The organism is Actinokineospora diospyrosa (assembly GCF_024171925.1).
Taxonomy (GTDB): Bacteria; Actinomycetota; Actinomycetes; order Mycobacteriales; family Pseudonocardiaceae; genus Actinokineospora; species Actinokineospora diospyrosa.
Genome location: NZ_JAMTCO010000005.1, coordinates 398,559 through 423,010, shown reverse-complemented (window position 1 = coordinate 423,010; position 24,452 = coordinate 398,559). Strand labels below are relative to the sequence as shown.

The window sequence follows — 24,452 nt, the reverse complement described above, 5'->3', positions numbered from 1 at the left end:
ATGCCTTCGACCATCGTGAACATCGCTTTCGACGCTAACGACAACTACGCCCTGGCCCAGTGGTGGTCCCAGGTCGTGGGGCACCCGGTCGACCCCGAGTGCGTCGACGGCGAGGAGGAGGCCTGGATCTCCGTCCCGGGCGGCCCGACGCTGTTCTTCAACCGGGTCCCCGAGACGAAGGCGGTGAAGAACCGGGTCCACCTGTGCCTGCGCCCGGACGAGGCGCGCGAGCAGGAGGTGGACCGGCTGCTGGCGGCCGGGGCCAGTCTGGTCGACGACCGGCGCCAGCCCGACGGCACCGGGTGGGCGGTGCTGGCCGACCCGGAGGGCAACGAGTTCTGCGTGCTGCGCAGCGCGGCCGAACGCGCCTGACCCACCCCGATGCCCCCGATGGTCCAGACCATCGGGGGCATCGGCGCGTCCGGGCCCGGTTAACCGGGTAAACCGGGTTGATCGTTCGGAAAACGGACGCCAATCGGTTCACGATCGCTAACACCTATGTGGTCTGGACCACTATTCACCACCATTGGCCGAACCCGGTCAGCGGTCGTCCACAGCGACCGCTCGGCGGGTGAAGTTGTGGCCAGTACACAAGAGAAGACCACCAAGTATGTGGTCTGGACCACTTTACCCGGCCGCTGGCGCGGGTCAACCTGGGCGAATCCAGCGAATGTGGAACCCGGGGCATTACAAATCGACGGCGAGACCGGATGATGGTCGCCGTGACCGTTTCCTCGCCACAGCGCGGTTTGCTGGAGATCATCGCCTTGACCGTCCCCGACGCGGTCGCCGCCCAACAGGGCGGCGCCGACCGGATCGAGGTCGTCGCCCAGATGGACCGGGACGGGCTGACCCCCGACCCGGCGCTGGTCGCCGAGATGCGGGCGGCGGTCGACCTCCCGCTGCGGGTCATGGTGCGCGGCACCGACGGCTTCACCGCCGACGAGGCCGAGCTCGACCGGCTGCTGGACACGGTCGGCCAGCTGCGCCAGGCGGGCGCGCAGGAGTTCGTGCTCGGCTTCCTCACCCAGGACGGGCAGGTCGACCTGGCGGCCACCCGCGCCGTCGTCGAGGCCATCGGCGGCAGCCCGTGGACCTTCCACCGCGCCGTCGACCACGCCGCCGACGCCCAGCAGGCCTGGGCCGCCCTGCGCGGCCTCCCCGGCCTCGACACGGTGCTGACCGCGGGCTCGGCCAAGGGCCTCGAGCACGGCCTCCCCCGCCTCGCCGCCCGCGACGACTGGCAGGCCGCGGGGGTGCGCCTACTCGCGGGCGGTGGCCTCAAGCACGCCCACGTCCCCGGCCTGCGCTCCATCGGCGTCAACGCCATCCACGCGGGCGGCCTGGTCCGCGACAGCTGGGACAGCCCCGTCGAGGTCACCCGCGTCGAAGCCCTCCGCACCCTCCTCGACGCCTGACCCCCGCCGAACCCACCACCCGCCCAACTCACTCACCCCACCCACCCGGCTCAGCCCACTCACCCCACCCACCCAGCCCAGCCACTGCCCGACCCACTCGCCTGACCTCACCGCCCCCCACCCGCTCGACCCAGCTCACCTGCCCTCACCCGCCCGCTCGGCACCTCTTACCCAACCCAGCCCGCCCCACCCCACGCCCCAGCCTGCCCAGCCCGGCCTGCTCAACTCAGCGGCCCAACCCCGCGCCCCACGCCCCGGCCAGCTCGGCCCGGCCCCAGCGGTCCGCCCAGCCTGTCCACCCCAGCCGCCTGCCCTCAGCGACCCGCCCCCGCCCGGTTGTCCACAACCCCGCCGACCGTCCACACTCCCCCGACCCGCCTTGTTCCCCCAGCTCACCTCCCCATACTGTGGAATCCGGGGGCCCATTGGATGATCTTGGGCCGTGGCGTGGGAGGGGACCTGTGACAACGATCCGCACCGAGCGCACCGGGGTGCACGTGTTCACCGCGACCAACGACCGGGGTGCCTCGGTCGAGGTCGGCCGGGCCGGGCAGGACGGGGTGTTCAGCCCGGTCGAGCTGCTGCTCGCGGCCGCGGCGACCTGCGTCGGGATCACGGCCGAGGAGTTGGTCGCGCGGCGGACGGGGGCGGCGCCCAGGGTCAGCGCCACCGACGTCCGGCCAGCCGGGGCGCACGAGCTCGACGGCGTGCGGATCGGGGTCGACCTGGGTGAGCTGGACGAGGCGACCCGCGCGGAGCTGGTCACCGTGGTCAACCGCGCCGTCGACGCGCTCTGCACGGTGACCCGGACCCTCAAGCGGTCGACGGCTATCGAGATGGATGTGGCATGACCAGGAACTCGCACTGCTCGTTCTGCGGCACCCGCTACCCCGATGGTCTCGCCTGGCCCCGCCGGTGCGCCAGCTGTGAACAAACTTCATACCTCAACCCCGTCCCGGTAGCCGTCCTACTGCTGCCGGTGGACGACGGCCTCTTAGTCGTACGCCGCGACATCGAGCCGAAGGAGTTGGCGCTGCCGGGCGGTTTCGTCGACCACGGTGAGTCGTGGCAAGCAGCTGCAGCCCGAGAGGCGAAGGAAGAAGCCGGGGTCAGCGTCGACGCAGACAGGATCACCTTATTCGACGCGCTAAGCGCACCGGACGGGACCCTGCTCGTCTTCGGCTTAGCGCCAGCCACAACCAAGGCAGCCCTACCGCCGTCTGCACCGACCAACGAGACAACCGGCTGGGAGCTAATCCACTCCCCCGCCACCCTGGCGTTCCCCTTACACACCAAGGTGGTAAAGGCCTACTTCAGCCGAGTTTAGACCACAGTGGACTAAGTCCGCGAGGTCCCTCTTAGGTCGGACCCGCATGTCCTCCCGAAGCCGGACGACCCACAGTGAGCGCCTGGCTACCGTTGCCTATAGGTCGAGGGGGACGACCGCACTGGGGGAGATGGCCCCCGCCGGGCACCGCTCGGCGGGGGTTACCCTCGCCCGGTGGACATCCCGGTTCTCGTGGTCGCCGGCTTCCTCGGCGCGGGCAAGACCACCCTGCTCAACCACCTCCTGCACACGTCCGACCTGCGCGTCGGCGTGATCGTCAACGACTTCGGCAAGGTCAACATCGACGCGCTGACCGTCGCGGCGCAGGTCGACTCCCTGGTGTCGCTGGGCAACGGCTGCCTGTGCTGCGCGGTCGACCCGGAGGACCTGGACGAGATGCTGCAGCGGCTCGCGCGGCCGGACGGGCCGGTCGACGTCATCGTGATCGAGGCGAGCGGCCTCGCCGAACCGCCCGCGATGGTCAAGATGGTCCTGGCCAGCGCGAACCCGCACATCCGCTACGGCGGGCTCGTCGAGGTCGTTGACGCCGCCGAGTTCACCGAGACCCGGCAGACCCACCCGAGGCTGGACCTGCACCTGCGGCAAGCGGACCTGATCCTGCTCAACAAAGCCGACCGCGCGGAACCCGGCGTCCTCGACCTAGTGCGCGAACTGGCCGAAGGAACGCCGGTAGTGCCAACTGAGTACGGCAGGGTCGACCCGGCGCTCTTGTTCGACCCGGTCGACCGGCCTGACCCGGTGGAGCGGCAACTGTCGTTCGAAGACCTCGTCGAGCACGAGCAGCACCTGCACGCAGGTTACGCCAGCGTCGAGTTCGGGCACGAGACCCCGCTGCACCCGCGCCGCTTCGCCCGGTTCCTCACCGAGCGCCCCGCCGGGCTGTACCGGATGAAGGGCTTCGCCTGGTTCGAGGGCGCCGACGAACCGCTTGGCGTGCAGACGGTGGGCTCCTCGGTCTGGGTGACCCCGGCCCCCGATGCCGCGCGGCGCACCGAGTTGGTCATGATCGGCGCCGGGTTGGACGCCCGGGCCATCACCGCCCAGCTCGACGACGCGGTGGTCACCGCGGACGACACCGTCGACCCGCTGGACCTGCTCTCGATCACCCGCTACCAGAGCCGCTGACGCGACCGCGGCGGACACCCGGAGGTGCCCGCCGCGATCAGCCTTGTCGTATTGGAGCTGTCGTACTAAAACCGTCGACTAGCGCCGCTTGGTGATGGCGCGCGCGACACTGCCGGGGCTGACGGTGACGTCATCGGCGAACACGGTGCCGAGCCCGTACCAGCCGTGGACGTACACGGTCACGGCACCGCTGGCGCCCGTGGTGAACGGCAGCGACACCTCCTGCCAGTCGGCCGGGGAGGCCCAGGTGCTGCCGGTGGCACCACCGCGGACACCGATGAAGGCGTAGGTGCCCTTGACCCAGGCGCGCAGGGTGTAGGCGGTGTTGGGCTGCAGGGTCAGCGCCTGCGACGCCTCACCGGTGCTGGAGTTGGTCGCGGCGACCGAGAGCGCGTAGGTGCCGCCGTGGGCGCCGGAGCCGACGACCGAGGTGCCCGAGAGCGCGGTCCACGGCGCCAGCGAGCCGGTCTCGAAGTCACCGTTGACGATCGGGCCGGTCGGCGGGGTGCCGGTGTTGACCGTCACCGTGAAGCTGGTGCTGTGCTTGCCGGACGCGGCCGAGCCACCGATCCAGAACTCGTAGTTGCCGGGGGTGGCACCTGCGAGCGCGGTGACGGTGATCGTGGCGTTGTTGCCCGCGGTCACCGAGGTCGGGTTGAGGGTGACGCTGACACCGCTCTGCGGCTTGGTGGCGCTCAGCGTGATGGTCTGCGCGGTGCCGATCGCCGTGGTGTTCAACGTGGCAGTCGCGGTCTTGCCGCGGTCGACGGTGACCGTGGACGGGTTGACCGCGAGGCTGAAGTCGTTGGCGGGCTGGGTCCCGTTGACGGTGACCGCGACGGTGGCGCTGTGGCTGCCGGAAGCGGCGCTACCGGTAACCGTGAACTGGTAGGTGCCCGGGGTCGCGTTCGCGTTGGCAGTAAAGGTAACCGTGGCCGAGCCACCCGAGGTGACGCTGCCGGGGTTGACCGCGGCGGAGACGCCACCCTGCGCCGAACCGGCGGACAGCGTGACGGTCTGCGCGGCACCGGTGGTGACAGCGGTGCTGACGGTGGAGGTCGCGGTCTTACCCGGGTCCAGGCTGACTGCGGAAGGGTTCACCGACAGCGAGAAGTCGTCAGACGGGTTCTGGGTGCCACCGGTGAACGGCGCGAAGGTCTTGCTGAAGTAGTACAGGTCCTGCGCGATGCCGGAGCAGTCGTCACGAGCGGCGCCACCGGGGCAGTTGCCGTTGTCGCGCTGCAACGCCCAGAACGACAGGGTGTTGATGCCCTTCTGCAGCGCCCAGTTGTAGACGGTCACCGCGTTGGCCGTGGTGAAGGTCTCGGCGGGGCCGAAGTCGTCGACACCGATCATCTCGGTGACGCCGACCATGCCCCACAACTGCGCCTGGGTCTTGGCCGGGTACAGCTGGGCGAGGGTGTTGACCAGGCCCTGGGCCGCGGTCTTGGTGTCCTCGGCCATGTTGTGCGTGCCCGCGTTGTCGTAGTAGTCGAACGTCATGATGTTGACGACGTCGACCTCGGCGTTGTTCTGCACCGCGTTGCGCAGCAGTGCGACGCCGTTCTGCGCCAGCCCGGTCGTGGTGGTGGGCAGGGTGTAGGAGAACTGGATCTGCCTGCCGTTGGCCTTGGCCCAGTCCTTGGTGAGCTTGACGGCCTTGTTGCGCCGGTCGACACCCGCGGTGTTGTCCAGCGCGTCGATCTCGATGTCGAGGTCGATGCGGCTGATGTCGTAGGTGGTGATCAGCCGCTGGTACTCCGCAGCGATCTTGTTGACGTCGGTGCAGCTGTCGGCGAGCTCGGTGCCGGTGGTGTCGGCGGTGTAGCCGCCGAAGGACGGGATGACGTCACCGCCCGCGGCCTGGATCTGCTTGATCTGGGCGCCGAAGGTGGCCTGCCCGATCGGCATGCTGGTGTCGCCGTTCCACAGCGCGGTGCACGAGCCGGGGCTGGCGGTCTGCAGGAAGGCCATGGTCAGGTACTTGGCGCCGGAGGCCGCCGAGAGGGTGGCGGGGTTCTCGCCGGTCCACGCCTCGAAGTAGGGCGCGAAGACCCTGGGCGGCAACGGTTTCGCCGCGACGGCGGTCGGCGACGGCGCCGCCTGCGCCGAGTTGGTCGCCAGGGAGATCCCGACGACGGACGCCGCCGCGGCCGCGGTGGCGAGCAGGGCGGTGAGTGGTCTGGACAGCCGCATGGTTTGCGCTCCAGTGCAGGGTGGGGGACGCGGGAAGGGTGGACAACCCCAGCCGCGCTCGGTGCCCTCCAAAATTGGACTAGACCAAACTAGATGTCAAGAGCGGTGCGCCGGGTGGTCGAACCATTTCGGCACATCCCGCGCCAATACCCACCAAGCGGGCATTTCCCCTGTTCCGCCAATGGGAATTCACAGTCTCAAGTAGACACTTGACAGAACGGGCCGGTAGCCGTCAAATCGCCGCCATTGCCATTCCTGTGTGGACTGGGAGTGACCGGTGGTGCCCGTACCGGCGGGTAGCGCCCCGGTGGTGGTTCCCGCGTTGTCGCACCGGGGCTGATCTGCGAGGATCCGCGTGACCGGTAGTCCGAATGGAGGACAGCGATGAGTTCTCGGCTCAACCCCTACCTGAACTTCCCCGGCACGGCCCGCGCGGCGCTGGAGTTCTACCACGGCGTCTTCGGCGGCACCCTGCGCGTCAACACCTTCGGCGAGTTCGGCGCCCCCGACCCCGACCTGGCCGACAAGATCATGCACGGTCAGCTGGAGACCGACCAGGGCTACACGATCATGGCGGCGGACTTCCCGCCCGGAATGCCGAACACCCCGGGCAACAACATCACCCTCAGCCTCAGCGGCGAGGACGCCGACACCCTGCGCGGCTATTGGGACGAATTGACCGCCGAAGGCACCGTCGACACCCCGCTGGAGAAGCAGATGTGGGGCGACGAGTTCGGCGCCTTCAGCGACCGCTTCGGCATCAACTGGTTGATCAACATCACCCAGCCGCAAACCTGAGCCCGGCGCCGTGCCCCCATTCCCGGGGGCACGGACGACCGCGCCACGACGGGGGGTACCCCGCTCAAACCGGTGGCGGGGATGCGCTACAGTTACCCCTCGTTGGGCCCCGGTCCGACAGCGCGATCCTCCATAGCTCAATTGGCAGAGCATTCGACTGTTAATCGAAGGGTTGCTGGTTCGAGTCCAGCTGGAGGAGCCACCCGCACAACCCCAGGTCAACGACCTGGGGTTGTCTTCGTCTGGCGGCTTCCCGACCAAAGTTGATCAAGAGAATCCCTGGAGTGTCCGGTACACGGACACGGTGGGTAAGATCCAACGCGCTGGGGGCGGTAGCTCAGTTGGTCAGAGCAGGGGACTCATAATCCCTTGGCCGTGGGTTCGAGCCCCACCCGCCCCACCAGTCGGGCCCGGAACCGCGGGGTAACCCCATGGCGGCGCGGCACGGCGGACCCCCGTGGGGCAGGATGGACCGACGACGACATCCTCGGGAGGCGCGGTGGTGAGGTTCCTCGTGGGCGCTGCGGTTGGCTACGTCCTGGGCGCCAAGGCGGGACGGGGTCGGTACGAGCAGATCGTGCGCGCGTACCGGCGGATCGCCGACCACCCGGCCGTGCAGGGGGCGGCGGGAATCGCCCGGGCGAAGATCGAAGATCTCCGCCGCTAGGTCCACCTGGTCCGGTGACCCCCGGACGGGGGATCACCGGAACCCGCACCGCGTCAGCGAACCCGGGCGACGAAGAAGACCCGGCGGAACGGGAACCACGTGGTCCCGTCCGGCCTACGCGGATAGGCCTCGGCCAATCGCGGGGCGAGTTCGGCGCGGAAGGCCTGCCACTCGTCGTCGGTGAGTTCGGCGCGGATGGGGCGCAGCGCGGTGCCGCTGATCCACTCGAGGACGGCGTTCTCCCCGTCGAGGCGCTGCAGGTAGCTGGTCTCCCAGGCGTCGACGTCGCAGCCCGCGGCGCAGAGGAGTTCGGCGTAGCCGTCGGGGTTGAGGGTGGCGTCCTCCTCGCGCAGCCGCACCGGCTCCAAGCGCTGGTGCCACGCCGGTTCAGCCACCAGTTCGCGGATCAGCTCGTGCGACGGCGCGGCGAAGTTGCCGGGGACCTGCACGCCGAGCCAGGCGCCTGGCGGCAGCGCGCCCGCCCACTTGGACAGCAGCGCGGGGTGTTCCGGGACCCACTGCAGCGCGGCGTTGCTGATCACCACGTCGGTCTGCTCGTCCGGCGCCCAGTCGCGCAGGTCCGACTGGCTCGCCTCGACCCCGCGCGACTGGGCGACCGCGACCATCTCGGCCGAGGTGTCGATGGCGGTCAGCCGGGCGTTGGGCCAGCGCTGGGCCATGGTGACGGTCAGGTTGCCCGGCCCGCAGCCCAGGTCGACCACCGCGCGGGGGCTCTCCGCGCGCACCCTGGCCAGCAGGTCGAAGAAGGGGCGGGCCCGGTGGTCGCTGAAACTCAGGTACTTCGCGGGGTCCCACATCGACGCCTCCCAAATAAACCGTACGTACGTACTGTTTACCAGAGTAGCGCGTCGCTCAGCCGTCCGCGAGCCCTTCACCCATCCGCTGGGCGACCTCTTGGGCGATCTCGCGGACGAGGGCGACGTCGGTGCCCGGGTCGGGGCGGACCTGCAGCACGGTCCCGTCGCGGCCGGGGACCTTGCGCTGGACGAACCACGCTCCCCCGTCGGGCAGGTCGCGGCGGTGCCGGGTGCGGATCGAGCTGGTCACCCTGCTGTGCACGGCCTTCGGGAGCTTGCCGGGCTGCTCGACCACGAACCGCAGCGGTGCGCGGTCGGCGAGCAGCACCGCGTCCCCGGCGTGCTCGACCTCGTCGGCCTCGGTGATCACGAAGACACCCGCGGCCCAGGTCGCCTTGGACACCAGGTGCCAGCCGATCCGGCGCGGGCCGTCGTCGGTGGGCACCCACAGGCCCAGCGAGGTCGCCACGAGCACGCCACCGCCGCGTTCGGGCGCCCAGGCGGCCACGGCCTCCTCGCGCTCCAACGTGCCGGTGAAGCCCTTGGGGGCGCCGCCGAAGAGCCTGCCCAGCAGTCCGCTCACGACCTCACTCCATGCTGCCTTGCGCCTGCTTGCCCAAAGCCTTGTGCCACTCCTCCATTGCTACCAGATCCCCCCACAACTCCCGGACCTCCTCGGCGTGCTCCAGCGGTGAGAGCCGCTGCAACCGGGACTTGATGTCGGCGACCTGTCGGCCCACCTGCTCCTTCTGCAGCGCGGCGAGGATGGCCAGGGCGTAGCGCTCGGCGGCGGCGTTCTTCCTGGGCAGCGGCATCGGCTCGACGGCGAGTTCGCTGACCAGCCTGCGCACGGTCGGGGGGAGGTTCTTGCTGACCACCTCCAGTAACTCGGCGCCGGTGAGGCCACTGGCGGTGCCGCCCGCGTCGAGCACCGCGGTGTGCACGGTGGTGTACGCGGGGTGGGTGAACGCCGAGAGCGGCATCGAGTCGTACACCGGCCCGGCCAGCGCGGGCTCCTGCAGGGCCAGCTTGAGCACCTCGCGCTGGGCCTCGAGCTCGGGGTCGGTCGGGTTGGGCCGGGGCGGACCGTCGACCTCGACGGCGAGCGCGCCCTGGTTCGGGTTGGCGGCGCGGGCGCGCCGCGCCGGGGTGACCCCGGCGGTCTCGCGGACCCGGCGGACCACGGTCTGCGGGTCGTCCCAGCCGACCCACCCGGCGAGCTGGCGGGCGTACTCGTCGCGCAGGGAGTGGTCCTTGATCCGGGCGACCAGCGGCACCGTGCGGCGCAGCGCCTCGACCCGGCCCTCGGCGGTGTCCAGGTCGAACTCGGCCAGCTCGGCGTGGATGGCGAAGGTGAACAGCGGCCTGCGCCTGGCGACCAGGTCCTTGACCGCGACGTCGCCCTTGACCTGGCGCAGGTCGCAGGGGTCCATGCCGTCGGGGGCCACGGCGATGAAGGTCTGCGCGGTGAACTCCTGGTCGCCGTCGTCGAAGGCCTTGCGGGCGGCCTTCTGCCCGGCCTCGTCGCCGTCGAAGGTGAAGATCACCTCGCCGCGGAAGGAGGCGTCGTCCATCAGTAGCCTGCGCAGGACCTTGATGTGCTCGACGCCGAACGCGGTGCCGCAGGAGGCGACCGCGGTGGGCACCCCGGCCGCGTGCATGGCCATCACGTCGGTGTAGCCCTCGACGACGACGACCTGGTGGCGCTTGGCGATCTCGCGCTTGGCCATGTCGAGGCCGAAGAGGACCTGGGTCTTCTTGTAGATCGGGGTTTCCCGGGTGTTGAGGTACTTGGCCTGGATCTGGTCGTCGTCGAAGATGCGCCGCGCGCCGAAGCCGACCACCTCGCCACCGATGTCGCGGATCGGCCACAGCAGCCTGCGGTGGAACTGGTCGATCGGGCCCTGCCTGCCCTCCTTGACCAGGCCGCCCTTGATCAGCTCGGCGACCTCGAAGCCGCGGCCGAGCAGGTATTTGGTCAGCTTGTCCCAGCCCGCCGGGGCGAACCCGCAGCCGAAGGTGTTCGCCGCGGCCTCGTCGAACCCGCGCTCGGCGAGGAACTCGCGGGCCTTGAGCGCCTCGGGGGTGCGCAGCAGTTCGGCGTAGAACTCCTGCGCGGCCTTGTGCGCGTCGACCAGGCGCGAGCGGGTGCCCCGGTCGCGCTGGACGCTGGTGCCGCCGCCCTCGTAGGTCAGCTGCAGGCCGACCCGCTCGGCGAGGCGCTCGACGGCCTCGACGAAGGTCAGGTGGTCGATCTTCATCACGAAGGCGATGACGTCGCCGCCCTCGCCGCAGCCGAAGCAGTGGAAGGTGCCGTGCGTGGAGCGCACGTTGAACGAGGGCGTCTTCTCGTCGTGGAACGGGCACAGCCCCTTGAGCGCGCCGCCCCCGGCCCGGCGGAGCTGGACGTACTCGCCAACCACGTCGTCGATCCGGCTGCGCTCGCGAACCTGCGCTATGTCGCTCTCCCGGATGCGTCCCGCCACGGTCGTCGAGTCTATGCGCGCCCCCGCTGTGCGTCGCAGGTCACCCTGACGTGCGGTTCGACGTCACTACGATGACCGGGTGACCGTCAGCGACGACGCCTTGGCCCAGCGGTTCTCCGCGCACCGCGACCACCTCATGGGTGTGGCCTACCGCCTGACGGGCACCCGCGCCGACGCCGAGGACGCGCTGCAGGAGGCCTGGCTCCGACTGTCCACTGTGGAGGAATCGGAGATCCGCGACCTGCGCGCCTGGCTGACCACAGTGGTCGGCAGGCTCTGCCTGGACCGGCTGCGCTCGGCCACCGCCCGCCGCGAGCGCTACGTCGGCCCGTGGCTGCCGGAGCCGGTGGTGACCCCGCTCGGCGCGCCGAGCAGCGAGGACCCGCTCGAGGTCGCGGTGCGCGACGACGGCGTGCGCCTGGCGGCGTTGCTGGTGCTGGACAAGCTCAGCCCGGAACAACGCGTGGCCCTGGTGCTGCACGACGCGTTCGACCTGCCGTTCGCCGACATCGCGGCCACGCTCGGCTGCACCGAGGCCACCGCCCGCCAGCACGCCACCCGCGCCCGCAAGGCCGTCGCCAAGGCCGACCCGCCGGGGCGGGCGACCCTCGACGAGCAGCGCTCGCTCATCGAGCGCTTCGTCACCGCCCTGTCCGAGGGCGACCTCTCGCAGGTCGTCACGCTCCTGCACCCCACGGCCGTCCTGGTCGGCGACGGCGGCGGCAAGGCGCGCACGGCCCGCCAGCTCATCCTCGGCCCGGACAAGATCGGCCGCTTCTTCCTCGGCCTGATCCGCCAGTACGGGACGGCGGCCCTGTCCGGCACCACGGTCCTGGTCAACGGCGACCTCGGCGTGCTCCTCCCGCCGATCGCGGCGGGCGCGACGAACCGGGGCCGCGACCGCCGGGTCACCACCTTCGCCGTGCGCGACGGCCGCATCGCCGCCGTCTACGACATCGTCAACCCGGACAAGCTGACCGCGGTCCCCGACCTGCCCGCCGACTGACGCCCCTTCTCAGCCCTTCTCAGCCCTTCTCAGCCCAGCCCAGCCCAGCCCAGCCCAGCCCAGCCCAGCCCAGCCCAGCCCAGCCCAGCCCAGAAGATCACGGTCAGGGCCAGCCCTCGGTGGCAAGCCGAGCACAGCGGCCGGTCAGGGTTGCGGCACCCGGCAGGCGTCGCCCGAGGTGAAGCCCTGGTCGGTGATGCCGAGAGCGTGGTTCGCCCTGGCGCGCTGGTTCTCCAACGCGATCTGGTAGGTCAGTTCGACAACTCCTTTCTCGCCGAAGGTCGCGCGCAACCGCTCGACCTGCTCGTCGGTCACCGCCATCGGGGTGCTCGTCATCGCGTCCGCGTAAGCGATGGCGAGCCGCTCCTCGGCCGAGAACGCCGGTGACGTCACGTACTCGTCGATGCGCTTGAGCCGCTCGATGTCCAAGCCGCCCAACCGTTGCAGCATGGTGCCGAAGTCGACGCACCACGAGCAGCCCACCTGCTGGGCCACCCGGTACACCGCCACCTCGCGGACGCTGGCGGGCAGGTGGCGCGAAGCCCGCTCGACCGCCAGTTCGTGCCGGGCCGAGGCCAGCATCACCTTCCGGTGGTGCGCCAGGACGGTGAACGGCTCGGGCACCGCGCCGAAGCGCCGCTTGGCGAACCAGTACATGACGCGCAGCACCGGGCCCGCCTCACGGGTGCTGACACCGGGGATCCGGGACATGGCTGCCTCCTCCGCTCGCCGCCCCCGGTCGGGGGGCGTTCACGGGGAGGACGGGACAGCGCCGCGTGGTGTGACAGCGCCATCCGAGATCACAGCGCAGCCCTGGGCCAGTACCAGTAGCACTGGAACTCAGCACCACCAGGGATCACCGTGCCATCAGGGATCACAGCCCCGTCAGCGGTGACAGACCATCCGGAATGGCACTGTCACCCGAGACTGCGCCGCGCCCTAGGACGATGGTGCCGCCGGGATCCGCAGCGCCCGCACAGGGCGCGGTCAGGACGGGTCCGTAACGCGGGCCACGAAGTACACCACCCCCGTCTCGCGGTGTCGCACCAGCAAGAGGAACGGCCGGTCGACGGTGACGTCCACCCGTTCCGCGGGCAGGGCGGCGAGGGCCAAGGCGATCGCGGTGGCCGCCGCGCCCTCCAGCCCCTTCTCGTCGACCCGCAGGACCGACTCGTGTAAGACGGACTGGGCGTAGAGGGGGTCGGGGCTGATCCCGGACAGGTCCGCCTGGTCGGTGAACACGGTGGACACACCGAGGTCGAGCAGCGCCTGGGTGAGGTCGACCTGGGTGGACACGTCCAGCTTCGGCAACCGCACACCGACCTGGATCCAGTCCATCCCGTCGAGCAACCCGGCGAGCGACTGCCCGGTGAGCGCCGACTCGGCGGCGGCGAGATCACCGTCCGGCAACAGGACCACGGCCTGCACACCGCCGAGCGCGGGCAACCCGACGACCTGCCAGCCGTCGCGCGCGGCGTAGAGCAACTGCTTGTCCACGAACATCGTCGGCACGTCGACGACTCCCCCGGCGCCGGTGAAGCGACCGGGTTCCTCGTCGGCGACGAACTCCCCGTCCCACGAGGTCTTCAGGTAGAGCGCATTGACCAAAATGGACACTGTGTCGGCGCGGATGGCATCCGGGGGCAGCAGTTCCGGGATCAGGCCCCTGGTGGTCTCCGCGACATCGGAGTTGATCTGGTCACGGGCCTTGGCGGGTTCGGCTTGGAACGGGGCGTTGCGCACCGAGCCGCCGGTGTCGGCGAGCCGGTCGGCGAAGGCGGGCTCGATCCCGATCACCGCGTCGGCCCACAGCGTGTCGACGGAGGCGATGACCGGCTCCGGCTGCCCCTCCCACACCTGGTCCAGTGCGCTGGCCGAGCGCAGCGCGGCGCCCAGCTCGGCCAGGTCGCCGAGCAGCGCGGTCAGCTCGGCGCGGGTCTGACCGCCCGCGCCCTCGGCCAGCAGCGCCAGCGCGCTCGCCGCCGAGAACGGCGACCAGCACACTTGCTCGGTCTGGTCCGGGGCCAGGGCCCGGTGCAGGGCGAGGGTGAAATCCAGGTGCGACACTGCGTTCTCCCGACTCGGTGTTCGTGGCTTGGTCTGGTGTCGTTTCAGCCGTTCGCACCGAGTGTGCCGGCTCAGCGGCGGTCGGCTCAGAAGTTGTCCACAGGCCTTGACCCCGCTATTGCGGTGTGCCAGCCGCCTGCTTGGGCATCGGTCAGCGAGGCGACCTGGTCGATGACCACCCGCAGCCGCCGGGAGTCGTCCTCGGCGGCGTGCCAGGCGGGCTGGAAGGCGGGTTCCAGGGCCGCCGGGGCCCGATCGGTGAGCACCGAGACCAGCTCGGTGACCACGTCGCGCTGGCGGGCCTGGAGCGCCAACCGGCTCGGGTCGCGCATCACGTAGATCACCGCCATCGCCTTGAGCAGGGCGACCTCGGCGGCGACCAGCGGCGGCACGACAAGATCCGCTTTGTATCGGGTCAGCTGACCTTGGCCGTAGACGGCTCTGGTACCCGTCACCGCAGCGGCGGCGAACCTGCCGACCAGCTCGCTGGTCAATCGCTTCAGTGCTACTTGCGCGCCAAGGGAACCGTCGTACTCGTGCCCAACAAGGTCCGCCACGACCGGTAGCGCCAACAGCCCGACGGCAGCCTCTTCCAGTAAAGACAGTGGCTCTGAAGAAAAGTGCTTAGCGGCCAGTTCAGCAACCACAGCACGGTCGGTTGGATCTGCCAGTGCTACCAAGGAAATCCGGCCGGACCGGACGCCGTCTTCGACATCGTGCACGGAGTAAGCGACGTCATCTGCCCAGTCCATCACCTGAGCCTCTAGGCACTGCCGATCGCCGGGCGCCCCTACCCGTGCCCATAGGAAGACGGGCAAGTCGTCGTCGTAAGCACCGAACTTCACTTGCCCGGGACGACGCGGCCAGGGGTACTTCGTCGCCGCATCTATAGACGCGCGAGCGAGGTTCAACCCGTGCGGGGTGCCGTCGTCGCCGAGGACCTTGGGTTCGAGCCGCGTGAGGATGCGCAGGGTCTGCGCGTTGCCCTCGAACCCGCCGCACGGCTGCGCGACCGCGTCCAATGCCTGTTCACCGTTGTGCCCGAACGGGGGATGCCCGATGTCGTGCGCCAACCCGGCCGTGTCGACGATGTCCGGGTCACAACCGAGCTCGTCGGCGATCCCGCGCCCGATCTGGGCGACTTCCAACGAGTGAGTCAGCCGGGTGCGCGGAATGCCGTGGACCTCGGACCCCTCGTGTGGGCCGACGACCTGGGTCTTGCCCGCGAGCCTGCGCAGGGCGGCCGAGTGCAGCACCCGTGCGCGGTCGCGGCTGAACGGACTCCGAGTCGCGGGCAGGGAACCACCCCACACCGCGCCCTTGGCCGGTTCGGGGAAGAGGCGTTCACTGTCCTGTTCGGTGTAACCCACGGACCAAGACTACGTCCGTCAGCCCACTTCCTGGTCGATGGCGATGCCGTCGGCGGAGGCGTTGGTCGCGCGGTAGTAGAGCAACGCGGCCGTCTCGCGCAGGATGTAGCGGGCCTGGGTCTCGCGGGTCTGCACGATCGGACCGGAGTGCGTCGGGGAGGTCCAGGCGTCCAGGCCCGCGTCCTTGGCCATGGTCCTGGCGCGCAGGGAGTGCCAGGGGTCGCTGACGATCACGGCGGTCTCCCAGCCGCGGTCCTTGACCTCGATGGCGACCGCCTTGAGGGTGCCGAGGGTGTCGTTGCCCTCGCCAACGGTGATCACGCGGTCCTCGGGCACGCCCCGGTCGACCAGCCAGCGGCGACCGGCCTCGGCCTCGGTGAACCGGTCGCCCGCGCGGCGTCCGCCACCGGTGACGATGTACTCGGCCACGCCTTGCTCGTAGAGCGACTTCGCCTGGCGCAGCCGCGCCTCGAGGACCTTCGACGGTTTGCCCGCGTACTGGGCGGCACCGAGGACGACCACGACGTCGGCGCGGTCGCGGTCGTCGACGCGGGCGACCTGCCACACGCGAAAGGCCGTCCCGCCCACGACGAGGAACCCCATGAGCACGAAGCCGACCAGCAGCCTGCGCAGGAACCTGCGGACCGGGTGGGGGTGGGGAGGCACGTGCGGCATCCTTCCAGAACGGGTGTACGGCGCCCCGGCACGGGGCCGCCAGGCGCTGTGTCAGACGTTCACACCGGTCACGGGGTTGCCGCGGCCGAGTTATCCACAACGCGTCGAGTTGTCCCCAACTCGCGACGCCCCCTTTCGCCACCCGCCCACCCCGGGGTTACCTCGACAGCATGCGAACGAACCATGCGAGCCCGGAGATCATCCAACTCACCGAATCCGGCCCCGGTCGACTGCGCCGACTGCGCGCCGCCTTGCGGGTCGCCCACCCGGACGCCGTCGTCACCGGCCGAGAAGCGTTGTGGCTCAACGGCATCGCGGTCCCGCCAGTGGGCACGGTGCACATGGTGGTGCCGCTCAAACGCCCAGCCCGCGCCGACGGGACGGTGACCGTGGAGCGCACACCGCACATGCCAGACCCGCTGTGGCGACGGGGTTTCCCGACCGCTCCCCCGGCCAGGGCCACAGTCGACGCGTGCCGCCGGGCCCCGACGACCGAACAGGTCAAGCAGCTGGTCGGCGCCGCGATACACCGGGGTGGAGTTCCGATGGGCGAGCTGCACGCCGAGCTGGTGCACGCGCCGGCTCGGGGGACGACCCTGTTGCGGCGAACGCTGGCCGAGATCGACCGAGGAGTACGGGCGGTGTCAGCGCGAGCGGCGGCGGAGTTGGTGGACCGAGCGGGGTTACCGCCCCCGATGTGGACAGCGCGCCTGCGGACGGTGACCGACGTCCACCTGGCGGTGGTGGACGCGTGGTGGGACGAGATCGCGCTGGCCTGGGACTGCGACCTGCACCAGCCGTGGGCGCCGCGCGCGGGCACCCCGGCCCTGGCCCGCGCCGCCCGCCTGACGGCGGTGGGCATCGTGCCGCTGCACACAGACCCCCTCCGAGTCCGAGCCGACCAACAGACCGTCATCGACGAACTCCGCGGCGCCTACCGCCTGGCCGCCGCCCGCCCCCGCCCAGAGGTGGTGATGGCCTAGCCCACCAACTCGGCGAAGCGGGCGACGCGCCCAGCTGACCGCGGCAACCTGACCTGCCGTACAGCGGCCACAGATGTTCGATCGAGAGTCCGATCGAGGAGGGAGCACAGAACAGCAGCCAACGCCGTACACAGCACACCGCCCAGCAACCCGACACGCCCCGACCCGCCCGATGCCGCGCTGCACCACCGCAGCGGTGGCGCAACGCAGCGGTGGTGCGGCACGGCGGTGGTACGGCACGGCGGTGGTGCAACGGGGCGCAGCATGAGGCGCCGCTTCGGTGCACTCCGCTCGCCGCGACGAGAGACGGCAGCACAAAGTCGCGCGGGCCGGTGCGCCGGGCGCAACACAGCCTGCAGGACGGCGAAGCGCAGTCGGCTTCGCGCAACGATGCGATGCAGCGATGCAACGCGACACAGGCCAACGCAGGGGGCAGTGCACTCGCCGCGACGTGGGGCAGCAGCGCAGTGTCGCGCAGGCCAGTGCGCGTGGCACGACACGGTCTGTTGGGACAGCGCAACGCAGTCAGCGGCGCACCACGATGCGACGGCCGCACTGCTGGAACTCCTGGCGGCACGACGCGCAGTCGCCCGCTGTCCGTAGGGCGGGGGCGTCGCCCTACGGACAGCGGGCGCACAGGCATCACGCGGGTGCGGAACACAGCATGGAGTGCAACTGCCGCGCAGTGGCGAGGTACTAGGGCGCGGCACCAAGCGATGCCGCTGGGGTGTCGCTTGGTGTTGCTGTCCGCCGAGTTGTGTGGCTGGGAGTCGCGGCGGTGCTCGGTGCTAGTTCCACCGTGCGGCAGGAGGGCCGGGGGTTAGCAGCCGATGAGGTGGGAGGCGAGGTAGGACTCCAGGTTGGAGATGGAGATCCGGTTTTGCGACATGGTGTCGCGCTCGCGGACGGTGACTGCCTGGTCGTTGAGGGAGTCGAAGTCGACGGTGACGCAGAAGGGGGTGCCGATTTCGTCTTGCCTGCGGTAGCGGCGGCCGATGGCGCCCGCGTCGTCGAAGTCGACGTTCCAGTGTTTGCGGAGGGCGGTGGCCACGTCCCGGGCTTTGGGGGAGAGGTCGGCGTTGCGCGACAGCGGGAGGACGGCGACCTTGATCGGGGAGAGTCTGCGGTCCAGGCGGAGGACCACGCGCTTGTCGATGCCGCCCTTGGCGTTGGGGGCCTCGTCCTCGACGTAGGCGTCGAGGAGGAAGGCCATCATCGGCCTGCCGACGCCCGCCGCGGGTTCGATGACGAACGGGCGGTAGCGGGAGTTGGTGGCCTGGTCGAAGTAGGACAGGTCCACACCGGAGTGGTTGGAGTGCGTGGTCAGGTCGAAGTCGGTGCGGTTGGCGATGCCCTCCAGCTCGCCCCACTCCTGGCCGCCGAACTGGAAGCGGTACTCGATGTCGACCGTGCGCTTCGAGTAGTGCGACAGCTTCTCGGCCGGGTGCTCGTAGACGCGCAGGTTGTCCTTGCCGATGCCCAGGTCGGTGTACCAGCGCATCCGCTCGTCGATCCAGTACTGGTGCCACTCGTCGTCGGTGCCGGGCTCGACGAAGAACTCCAGTTCCATCTGCTCGAACTCGCGGGTGCGGAAGATGAAGTTGCCCGGGGTGATCTCGTTGCGGAACGACTTGCCGATCTGGCCGATGCCGAACGGCGGCTTGCGGCGGGACGTCGTTTGCACGTTGAGGAAGTTGACGAAGATGCCCTGGGCGGTTTCCGGGCGCAGGTAGTGCATGCCCTCGTCGGTCTCCACCGGGCCGAGGTGGGTCTTGAGCATCATGTTGAACTCGCGCGGGGCCGTGTACTGGCCGCGGGTGCCGCAGTTGGGGCACGGCACGTCGGAGACGTCGTTCTCGGCGACGGTCTTGCCGGTGCGGGCGGCGTACTCCTCGGCCAACTGGTCGGCGCGGAAGCGCTTGTGGCACGAGGTGCACTCGACGAGCGGGTCGTGGAAGGCGGTGACGTGGCCGGAGGCCGCCCAGACCTGGCGCGGCAGGATCACCGACGAGTCGAGGCCCACGACGTCGTCGCGGCCTTGGACGACGCTGCGCCACCAAGCGCGCTTGATGTTGTCCTTGAGTTCAACGCCGAGGGGCCCGTAGTCCCACGCCGACCGCGTACCGCCGTAGATCTCCCCGCTCGGGTAGACGAAGCCCCGGCGCTTGCAGAGGCTGACAACGGTTTCGATCCGGTCGGCTGGCACGACCCCTCCTGGCTGGAACTCAAAGGGCGAGGCATCCAGGGTAGTCCGCACGCCCGTCCGCGCCGTCCGGGGGACGGGGACGCGAGCTCAGCGCGCGGTGACCGGGTCGTCGACGCAGCGTGGCCGGGGCCTCAGCGGGCGGTGGCGGGGCCCGCGGCCTCACCGAGGCGCACGGTGTCGGCGTCGGCGGCCAGGAGGCTGGTGTGGTGGCGCAGTTCGCCGGGCTGGGCTTCGAGGACGATCTCGTAGGCGGCGGGTTCGGTGGTGTCGGCCTCGGCCAGTAGCGGGATCACGTGGGTGCGCACGTCGAAGGGCGACAACGCCCGGCGATAGGCGGAGACCGAGGCGAACTCGACCGTCAGGATCCAGAGGTCGGCGGTGTCGGTTGAGCGGGCGAGCAGGCCGCGTAGACAGCCGGGCTGGGCCAAGAGGAGTTCGAGGGCCTGCTTGGCCCTTGCGGTGAAGGGCTCTGCGTCGGCGGTCGTGAACTTGGCGATCAGCAGCACGGGCAGGACCTTCCCCGGGGAATCGGCGTGGCGGGAGAAATGGTTGAGCGAACCGGAGGATAGAGACACCGGGAGCGTGTGCCGGTGATCGGTGCGAGGATGCTGGCCCTGAGACCAGCTGATCGGGAGGCGTTGTGGGGCGGCCACGTTCTTTGAAGGCGCCATTGCTTGCCGGAAATGGCCCCTTGGCGAGGGTTCCACCGGCGGTGGTGTTCCTGCTGGTCGTCGGCCTGTTCGTCGGGGGTGTGCTGACCAAGGGGCTACTCGGCGCCGCGCTGCTCGGGCTGATCGCGGCCGGGGTCGTGGTGCTGCTGGCGGCCACCTGGCGGGTCTTGTCGCCCGCCCAGCGGCTCGGGCGGGTACTGGTGCTGGCGTTGGTGGTGGTTATCGCGGTATCGGTGCTGTGAGACGGCCGCTAACAGGGCTAAGAGCGCCTAAGATGAACACGGTAACCATCACCCCGTCGGGCCGCCTGCCTCCGGGAAGAGGAGAGGACCGATGTCGACCGTGACTTCGGAAACCGCGTCGCACGCGCTGCGGGCAACCGCCGAGCAGCACGACCACTCACCCGACCGGCCCGCGGTGGATCCGGCGCACCGCCGCCCCGCGGTCATCCTCGGCGCCGCCGGGGACCTACTACGCGCGCTGGCCGCGCCGGTGCGCATCGCCATCGTGCTGGAGCTGCGGGCCGCCGACCGCTGCGTGCACGAACTCGTCGACGCCCTCGGGGTGGCGCAGCCGCTGATCAGCCAGCACCTGCGGGTGCTCAAGTCGGCCGGTGTCGTCTACGGGGAGCGCCACGGCAGGGAAGTCGTCTACCGCCTTGTGGACGAGCACCTTTCGCATATCGTCGTTGACGCAGTTGCCCATGTGGAGGAAGGCGACCGGTGACGACGGATCGAACATCGGCGACCGTGCCAGGCAGGCGCTCGACCCGCCAACGCACGGCCGTCGCCCAACTACTCGACCAGCTGGACGACTTCCGCTCCGCCCAGGAGCTGCACGAGGAGCTGCGCAAGCGCGGCGAGGGCATCGGGTTGACCACGGTCTACCGGACGCTGCAGTCGCTGGCCGACGCGGGCGAGATCGACGTCCTGCGCACCGACTCCGGTGAGGCCATCTACCGGCGCTGCTCCAGCCACCACCACCATCACCTGGTCTGCCGCGCGTGCGGGCACACGGTCGAGGTCGAGGGTCCCGCCGTCGAGCGGTGGGCAGAGAAGGTGGCCGCGGAGAACGGGTTCTCCCAGGTCAGCCACACCGTGGAGATCTTCGGCACCTGCGCCACCTGCGTCCCCTAACCCTCGTACGGATTCTCGGGCTGCGGGATCTGCGTGGTCGAGGACACCGCCAGCGTCGGGATGTAGTCGTTCTCCTTCGTGGCCGACCCCGGTTCGAGCCTGCCCACGACCTCGAGCCACGTGTCGTTCGCCAGCCCCGCCGTGCCCTGGCCGACGAGCCGCACCTTCACCGGGAACGCGTCGGCCGCGCAGCAGGCGATCGACAACCGGGCCAGGTAGACGTCCTCGGCCTGGGCGACGACGAACCCGGAGAGCTGGACGTCGCGGTCGTTGAGCGAGTTCAGGTTGTCCCAGGCCGCGCGGGCGGCGAAGTCGCTCATCGAGACCGGGACCGGGCTGCCCGCGGGCAGCGGGGAGAACGCGACCATGCCGTCCGCGCCCGAGGCGCGGCTGGCGGCGGCCCGGTTGTCGCCGCGCATGACCGAGTCGGCACCGAGCGCGGGCGGGGCGATGAGGAAGATCGCCAGCACCGGCAGGAGCAGCAGCCAGGCGCTGCGGGCCGGGTGGTGGTGCTCACCGGCGCCGTGCCCGTCAGCACCGTGGTCATCAGCACCGTGCACGTCGGCGCTGTGCACGTCGGCGCTGTGCGCATCCGCACCGGGGGCAGCGGCGCTGTGCACGTCTTCGCTGTGCTCGTCGGCGACGTGGGCGTGCTCGGCGGGCGCGCGGCGGAACACGTCGCGGCCGATGGAGACCACCGCGAGCGCCACCATCACCGCGCCGCCGCCGATGAGCCAGATCTGGTGCGACGGCTTGACGTACTGCAGGTAGGCGCCGGTGAAGCTGATCTTGAGCAGTGCGCCGCCGACCAGCACGAGCAGGATGTTCTGGGTTTCCCGCCGCATCACGCGCCCCCGAGGAAGATCAGGCCGGACAGCACGGCGCACGCGGTGGCCACGACCAGCGTCGCCGGGCCGAACCGGATCGCGAACGCCCGGCCGAAGGTGCCCGCCTGCAGGGCGAACAGCTTGACGTCGATGGCCGGACCGACCACCAGGAAGACCAGCTTCGGCAGCAGCGGCATCCCCGAGATCGAGGCCGCGACGAACGCGTCCGCCTCGCTGCACAGGGCCAGCACCACGGCCAGCAGCGCCATCACGATCACGCCGACGACGATCTGCTCGCCCAGGGTGTCCACCCACGAGCGCGGGATGACCACGTTGAGCACCGCGGCGGTGAGCCCGCCCAGCACCAGGAACCCGCCCGCGTCGACCAGGTCGGCCCGGGAGGTCTCGAAGAACAGCCGCCACCGGGAGCGCCCGTCGGGCTCGGGCAGCCTGCGCAGCGCCCGCTCGATGATCCACTCGGCCTTGCCGAACCTGGCCCACAGCCAGCCCATGACGATCGCCGTGGCCAGCGAGCCGACCAGCCGCGCGGCGACCATGCCGGGGCTGTTCGGGAAGGCGACGTTGGTGGCCACGAGCACCACCGGGTTCACGGCGGGCGCGGCGAGCAAGAAGGCCAAGGCGACCGAGGTGGGCACACCTTGCTGCATCAACCGCCGCGCTACCGGGACAGCGGCGCACTCGCAGGTCGGTAGCGCTACTCCGGCCATCCCCGCGACCGGAACCGCGAGCGACTCGCGCTTGGGCAGCAGCCGGTTGAGCACGGAGGCGGGCACGAAGGCCGCGATGGCCCCGCTGATCAGCACCCCGAGGACCAGGAACGGCAGCGCCTGCACGCAGACCGCGACGAAGATCGTCGCCCCGGTCTGGATGGCGGGCACGTCCAGCCAGTCGACCAGCCGCCCCTGGGCGAGCAGGGCGACGACCAGCACCGCGCACAGGACCTCGAGCGAGGTCACCCGGCGCTTGGGCTCGGGTTTGACCTCGGGCCCGGCCTCCTCGGGCTCCGGCTGCGCCTCGACCTGGGTGCTCATCGCGCTCCTCCCCCGGCGAGCGGTGGGAGGTCCATCAAGCCACAGATCGCCGCGGCCGTGGGGCGCGGGCGCCCGGAATCAGCCAGCCGGGCGACAGCGACGCGCGGTGACCGCGGGTGCGCGCGTCCGGACTCCGGCGGTTGTCTCACCCGCGGAATGATGCCGGCTAAACGATCAGTTGCCAGCACCCGGGGTTGAACTGTGTTCAGCGGCTTTTCCCAGCAGTTCTCCGCGCAACTGGGAAGCGGTGGAGACGACCAGCATGAGCAGGGTGCCCAGCGCGGCCAGCGCGAGCCCGCCCGCCGGGAAGGCGTAACGCAGCGTCACGTCCATCCCGCGTTCGGTGTGCACGACACCGAGGGTGCCGAACAGGCCCTGCCCGGCGCGCTCGGCGGCGGACACCGCCAGGTTCGGGTCCTCTGGCAGGTCCCAGGCGACCACGCAGGTGAGGCTGAGCACGGTGAGACCCTCGGCGAGCTGCATGGCCTGCACCGCGCACGGCACGTCGCCGTGGCGGAAGGTCAGCGCGCCGTCGTCGTCGGCGTGCACGTCGTGGTAGCTCTCCAGTGCCGCGCGGGCCTGGCCGATCAGGTCGGCGGCCTCGGAGCTCATGCGGTTCCCTTCCCATCGGCGAGTTTGGCGGTGACCTCGGCGGAGTCGGCCGCGGCACCGAAGCGGCGGTCGCGCCTGGCGAAGGTCTCCACGGCCTCCCACAGGTGCAGCCGGTCGAAGTCGGGCCACAGGTGGTCCTGGAAGACCAGCTCCGCGTAGGCGGACTGCCAGAGCATGAAGTTGGATGTGCGCTGCTCGCCCGAGGGCCGGATGAACAGGTCCACGTCGGGCATCTCGGGCTGGTACAGGTACTTGGCGAGGGTCCGCTCGTCGACCTTGTCCGGGTTGATCTTGCCTGCGGCGGCGAGCCTGGCGATCTCGCGGGCGGCGTCGCCGATCTCCGCGCGGCCGCCGTAGTTGATGCACATCGCCAGGTTGAGCACCGTGTTGTCCTTGGTGCGCTCCTCGGCGACCTCGAGCTCCTTGATGACGCTCTGCCACAGCCGCGGCCTGCGCCCGGCCCAGCGCACCCGCACCCCCATGTCGTCGAGGGAGTCGGTGCGGTCGCGGATCACCTCGCGGGTGAAGCCCATCAGGAAGCGGACCTCCTCGGGGCTGCGCCGCCAGTTCTCGGTGGAGAAGGCGTAGAGCGAGAGCCACCGCACGCCGATCTCGATGCAGCCGCGGGCGACCTCGACGACCTGGGCCTCGCCGCGCTTGTGCCCCTCCACCCGGGTGAGGCCGCGCTGGTTGGCCCACCTGCCGTTGCCGTCCATCACGATCGCCACGTGCTTGGGCACGAACTCCAGCGGGATCTCCGGCGGCCGGGCACCCGAGGGGTGCGGCTCCGGCGGCACGACCGGCCGCCCGGCCTCGCGCCTGCTGCTCCGCCGCCGTCGCAGCATCGCTGTACACACCTCCACCGGGATCGGACCAAGCCGAACGGAAATGCTACCGGGGCACCCGGGCGGGGCCCCCGCCGACCGGGTGCGTCCACAAAGGATCAACATTCGTCCGCCGCTCACCTCCGCGTGCGCCGCGATACACCTCG

At 70.5% G+C, this 24,452-nt stretch carries 26 protein-coding genes and 2 tRNA genes; 14 read left to right on the top strand and 14 right to left on the bottom strand.

The genetic code is table 11. The features are described from left to right. From LV75_RS11440 to LV75_RS35460, 5 genes are all read left to right on the top strand, one after another. Positions 1-372, top strand: coding sequence for a VOC family protein (locus tag LV75_RS11440; protein ID WP_253886790.1), 372 nt, complete (start codon positions 1-3; stop codon positions 370-372). 350 nt (positions 373-722) lie between these two features. Beyond that, on the top strand, positions 723-1,418 hold the full coding sequence (locus LV75_RS11435; RefSeq protein ID WP_253886789.1) for a copper homeostasis protein CutC: 696 nt from the start codon (positions 723-725) through the stop codon (positions 1,416-1,418). A 461-nt stretch (positions 1,419-1,879) separates the two neighbouring features. After that, positions 1,880-2,269 carry an OsmC family protein gene (locus LV75_RS11430; protein ID WP_253886788.1) on the top strand — a complete coding sequence of 130 codons (390 nt, stop codon included), beginning with the start codon at positions 1,880-1,882 and terminating at the stop codon, positions 2,267-2,269. Beyond that, the gene (locus LV75_RS11425) at positions 2,266-2,745 is read left to right on the top strand and encodes an NUDIX domain-containing protein (protein ID WP_253886787.1); all 480 of its coding nucleotides are present in this window, start codon (positions 2,266-2,268) and stop codon (positions 2,743-2,745) included. Before LV75_RS11430 ends, LV75_RS11425 begins: the two co-directional genes overlap by 4 nt. A gap of 174 nt (positions 2,746-2,919) precedes the next feature. After that, entirely contained in the window at positions 2,920-3,891 is a 972-nt protein-coding gene (locus tag LV75_RS35460; protein ID WP_253886786.1) for a CobW family GTP-binding protein, read from the top strand. 78 nt (positions 3,892-3,969) lie between these two features. Here LV75_RS35460 and LV75_RS11415 read toward each other — a convergent pair whose 3' ends face one another. Continuing rightward, the gene (locus tag LV75_RS11415) at positions 3,970-6,087 is read right to left on the bottom strand and encodes a glycosyl hydrolase family 18 protein (protein WP_253886785.1); all 2,118 of its coding nucleotides are present in this window, start codon (positions 6,085-6,087) and stop codon (positions 3,970-3,972) included. A gap of 384 nt (positions 6,088-6,471) precedes the next feature. Here LV75_RS11415 and LV75_RS11410 point away from each other — a divergent pair, with 384 nt between their 5' ends. From LV75_RS11410 to LV75_RS11395, 4 genes are all read left to right on the top strand, one after another. Beyond that, positions 6,472-6,885, top strand: coding sequence for a VOC family protein (locus LV75_RS11410; RefSeq protein WP_253886784.1), 414 nt, complete (start codon positions 6,472-6,474; stop codon positions 6,883-6,885). Positions 6,886-7,011: 126 nt separating this feature from the next. Further along, positions 7,012-7,087, top strand: a tRNA-Asn gene (locus LV75_RS11405). A 124-nt stretch (positions 7,088-7,211) separates the two neighbouring features. Further along, positions 7,212-7,288, top strand: a tRNA-Ile gene (locus LV75_RS11400). A 99-nt stretch (positions 7,289-7,387) separates the two neighbouring features. Continuing rightward, positions 7,388-7,552, top strand: a complete 165-nt coding sequence (locus tag LV75_RS11395; protein WP_253886910.1) for a hypothetical protein — start codon at positions 7,388-7,390, stop codon at positions 7,550-7,552. 53 nt (positions 7,553-7,605) lie between these two features. On the opposite strand, the gene LV75_RS11390 is transcribed toward LV75_RS11395, so the two are convergent. From LV75_RS11390 to dnaG, 3 genes are read right to left on the bottom strand one after another with little or no spacing between them, the layout of a single operon-like run. Then, positions 7,606-8,370 (bottom strand): trans-aconitate 2-methyltransferase, encoded by a 765-nt coding sequence (locus tag LV75_RS11390; RefSeq protein ID WP_253886783.1) that lies wholly within the window; start codon positions 8,368-8,370, stop codon positions 7,606-7,608. A 55-nt stretch (positions 8,371-8,425) separates the two neighbouring features. After that, a complete protein-coding gene (locus LV75_RS11385) occupies positions 8,426-8,953 on the bottom strand; it encodes a hypothetical protein (RefSeq protein ID WP_253886782.1) in 528 nt (175 codons plus the stop codon). Between the two features lie 4 nt (positions 8,954-8,957). Next, positions 8,958-10,856 (bottom strand): DNA primase, encoded by a 1,899-nt coding sequence (dnaG, locus tag LV75_RS11380; RefSeq protein WP_253886781.1) that lies wholly within the window; start codon positions 10,854-10,856, stop codon positions 8,958-8,960. A gap of 79 nt (positions 10,857-10,935) precedes the next feature. Between dnaG and LV75_RS11375 the strand changes: the two genes are divergently transcribed. Next, positions 10,936-11,862: a sigma-70 family RNA polymerase sigma factor gene (locus LV75_RS11375; RefSeq protein ID WP_253886780.1), complete on the top strand. Its 927-nt coding sequence runs from the start codon at positions 10,936-10,938 to the stop codon at positions 11,860-11,862. A gap of 144 nt (positions 11,863-12,006) precedes the next feature. Here LV75_RS11375 and LV75_RS11370 read toward each other — a convergent pair whose 3' ends face one another. From LV75_RS11370 to LV75_RS11355, 4 genes are all read right to left on the bottom strand, one after another. Beyond that, the gene (locus LV75_RS11370) at positions 12,007-12,573 is read right to left on the bottom strand and encodes a carboxymuconolactone decarboxylase family protein (RefSeq protein ID WP_253886779.1); all 567 of its coding nucleotides are present in this window, start codon (positions 12,571-12,573) and stop codon (positions 12,007-12,009) included. Positions 12,574-12,849: 276 nt separating this feature from the next. Next, positions 12,850-13,929 (bottom strand): serpin family protein, encoded by a 1,080-nt coding sequence (locus LV75_RS11365; RefSeq protein WP_253886778.1) that lies wholly within the window; start codon positions 13,927-13,929, stop codon positions 12,850-12,852. Between the two features lie 86 nt (positions 13,930-14,015). After that, the gene (locus LV75_RS11360) at positions 14,016-15,299 is read right to left on the bottom strand and encodes a deoxyguanosinetriphosphate triphosphohydrolase (protein WP_308210919.1); all 1,284 of its coding nucleotides are present in this window, start codon (positions 15,297-15,299) and stop codon (positions 14,016-14,018) included. A gap of 18 nt (positions 15,300-15,317) precedes the next feature. Continuing rightward, positions 15,318-15,974: a YdcF family protein gene (locus tag LV75_RS11355; protein ID WP_372504160.1), complete on the bottom strand. Its 657-nt coding sequence runs from the start codon at positions 15,972-15,974 to the stop codon at positions 15,318-15,320. Between the two features lie 170 nt (positions 15,975-16,144). Here LV75_RS11355 and LV75_RS11350 point away from each other — a divergent pair, with 170 nt between their 5' ends. Next, a complete protein-coding gene (locus LV75_RS11350) occupies positions 16,145-16,957 on the top strand; it encodes a hypothetical protein (RefSeq protein ID WP_253886777.1) in 813 nt (270 codons plus the stop codon). Positions 16,958-17,777: 820 nt separating this feature from the next. Here LV75_RS11350 and LV75_RS11345 read toward each other — a convergent pair. Both LV75_RS11345 and LV75_RS11340 read right to left on the bottom strand, forming a co-directional pair. Continuing rightward, positions 17,778-19,163: a glycine--tRNA ligase gene (locus LV75_RS11345; protein WP_253886776.1), complete on the bottom strand. Its 1,386-nt coding sequence runs from the start codon at positions 19,161-19,163 to the stop codon at positions 17,778-17,780. A gap of 131 nt (positions 19,164-19,294) precedes the next feature. After that, positions 19,295-19,738 carry an antibiotic biosynthesis monooxygenase gene (locus tag LV75_RS11340; protein ID WP_253886775.1) on the bottom strand — a complete coding sequence of 148 codons (444 nt, stop codon included), beginning with the start codon at positions 19,736-19,738 and terminating at the stop codon, positions 19,295-19,297. Between the two features lie 116 nt (positions 19,739-19,854). Here LV75_RS11340 and LV75_RS11335 point away from each other — a divergent pair, with 116 nt between their 5' ends. The 3 genes from LV75_RS11335 to LV75_RS11325 all read left to right on the top strand — a co-directional run bounded on the left by LV75_RS11335 (position 19,855) and on the right by LV75_RS11325 (position 20,970). After that, positions 19,855-20,076 (top strand): hypothetical protein, encoded by a 222-nt coding sequence (locus LV75_RS11335; protein WP_253886774.1) that lies wholly within the window; start codon positions 19,855-19,857, stop codon positions 20,074-20,076. Positions 20,077-20,167: 91 nt separating this feature from the next. Beyond that, positions 20,168-20,560: an ArsR/SmtB family transcription factor gene (locus tag LV75_RS11330; RefSeq protein ID WP_253886773.1), complete on the top strand. Its 393-nt coding sequence runs from the start codon at positions 20,168-20,170 to the stop codon at positions 20,558-20,560. Beyond that, positions 20,557-20,970 carry a Fur family transcriptional regulator gene (locus LV75_RS11325; RefSeq protein WP_253886772.1) on the top strand — a complete coding sequence of 138 codons (414 nt, stop codon included), beginning with the start codon at positions 20,557-20,559 and terminating at the stop codon, positions 20,968-20,970. Before LV75_RS11330 ends, LV75_RS11325 begins: the two co-directional genes overlap by 4 nt. Here the strand turns inward: LV75_RS11325 and LV75_RS11320 are convergent. The 4 genes from LV75_RS11320 to LV75_RS11305 all read right to left on the bottom strand — a co-directional run bounded on the left by LV75_RS11320 (position 20,967) and on the right by LV75_RS11305 (position 24,306). After that, a complete protein-coding gene (locus tag LV75_RS11320; RefSeq protein WP_253886771.1) occupies positions 20,967-21,815 on the bottom strand; it encodes a TIGR03943 family putative permease subunit in 849 nt (282 codons plus the stop codon). The genes LV75_RS11325 and LV75_RS11320 overlap by 4 nt on opposite strands. Further along, the gene (locus LV75_RS11315; protein ID WP_253886770.1) at positions 21,815-22,849 is read right to left on the bottom strand and encodes a permease; all 1,035 of its coding nucleotides are present in this window, start codon (positions 22,847-22,849) and stop codon (positions 21,815-21,817) included. Before LV75_RS11315 ends, LV75_RS11320 begins: the two co-directional genes overlap by 1 nt. Before the next feature lie 174 nt (positions 22,850-23,023). Next, entirely contained in the window at positions 23,024-23,461 is a 438-nt protein-coding gene (locus tag LV75_RS11310) for a hypothetical protein (RefSeq protein WP_253886769.1), read from the bottom strand. Further along, positions 23,458-24,306, bottom strand: a complete 849-nt coding sequence (locus tag LV75_RS11305) for an isoprenyl transferase (RefSeq protein ID WP_253886768.1) — start codon at positions 24,304-24,306, stop codon at positions 23,458-23,460. Before LV75_RS11305 ends, LV75_RS11310 begins: the two co-directional genes overlap by 4 nt. Between the last annotated feature and the right edge of the window lie 146 nt (positions 24,307-24,452).

Coding starts and splice junctions, on each gene's coding strand:
- LV75_RS11310 (WP_253886769.1), bottom strand. CDS start 23,461: ATGAGCTCCGAGGCCGCCGACCTGATCGGCCAGGCCCGCGCGGCACTG.
- LV75_RS11410 (WP_253886784.1), top strand. CDS start 6,472: ATGAGTTCTCGGCTCAACCCCTACCTGAACTTCCCCGGCACGGCCCGC.
- LV75_RS11305 (WP_253886768.1), bottom strand. CDS start 24,306: ATGCTGCGACGGCGGCGGAGCAGCAGGCGCGAGGCCGGGCGGCCGGTC.
- LV75_RS11415 (WP_253886785.1), bottom strand. CDS start 6,087: ATGCGGCTGTCCAGACCACTCACCGCCCTGCTCGCCACCGCGGCCGCG.
- LV75_RS11330 (WP_253886773.1), top strand. CDS start 20,168: ATGTCGACCGTGACTTCGGAAACCGCGTCGCACGCGCTGCGGGCAACC.
- LV75_RS11390 (WP_253886783.1), bottom strand. CDS start 8,370: ATGTGGGACCCCGCGAAGTACCTGAGTTTCAGCGACCACCGGGCCCGC.
- LV75_RS11370 (WP_253886779.1), bottom strand. CDS start 12,573: ATGTCCCGGATCCCCGGTGTCAGCACCCGTGAGGCGGGCCCGGTGCTG.
- LV75_RS11315 (WP_253886770.1), bottom strand. CDS start 22,849: ATGAGCACCCAGGTCGAGGCGCAGCCGGAGCCCGAGGAGGCCGGGCCC.
- LV75_RS11320 (WP_253886771.1), bottom strand. CDS start 21,815: ATGCGGCGGGAAACCCAGAACATCCTGCTCGTGCTGGTCGGCGGCGCA.
- LV75_RS11355 (WP_372504160.1), bottom strand. CDS start 15,974: ATGCCGCACGTGCCTCCCCACCCCCACCCGGTCCGCAGGTTCCTGCGC.
- LV75_RS11350 (WP_253886777.1), top strand. CDS start 16,145: ATGCGAACGAACCATGCGAGCCCGGAGATCATCCAACTCACCGAATCC.
- LV75_RS11440 (WP_253886790.1), top strand. CDS start 1: ATGCCTTCGACCATCGTGAACATCGCTTTCGACGCTAACGACAACTAC.
- LV75_RS11425 (WP_253886787.1), top strand. CDS start 2,266: ATGACCAGGAACTCGCACTGCTCGTTCTGCGGCACCCGCTACCCCGAT.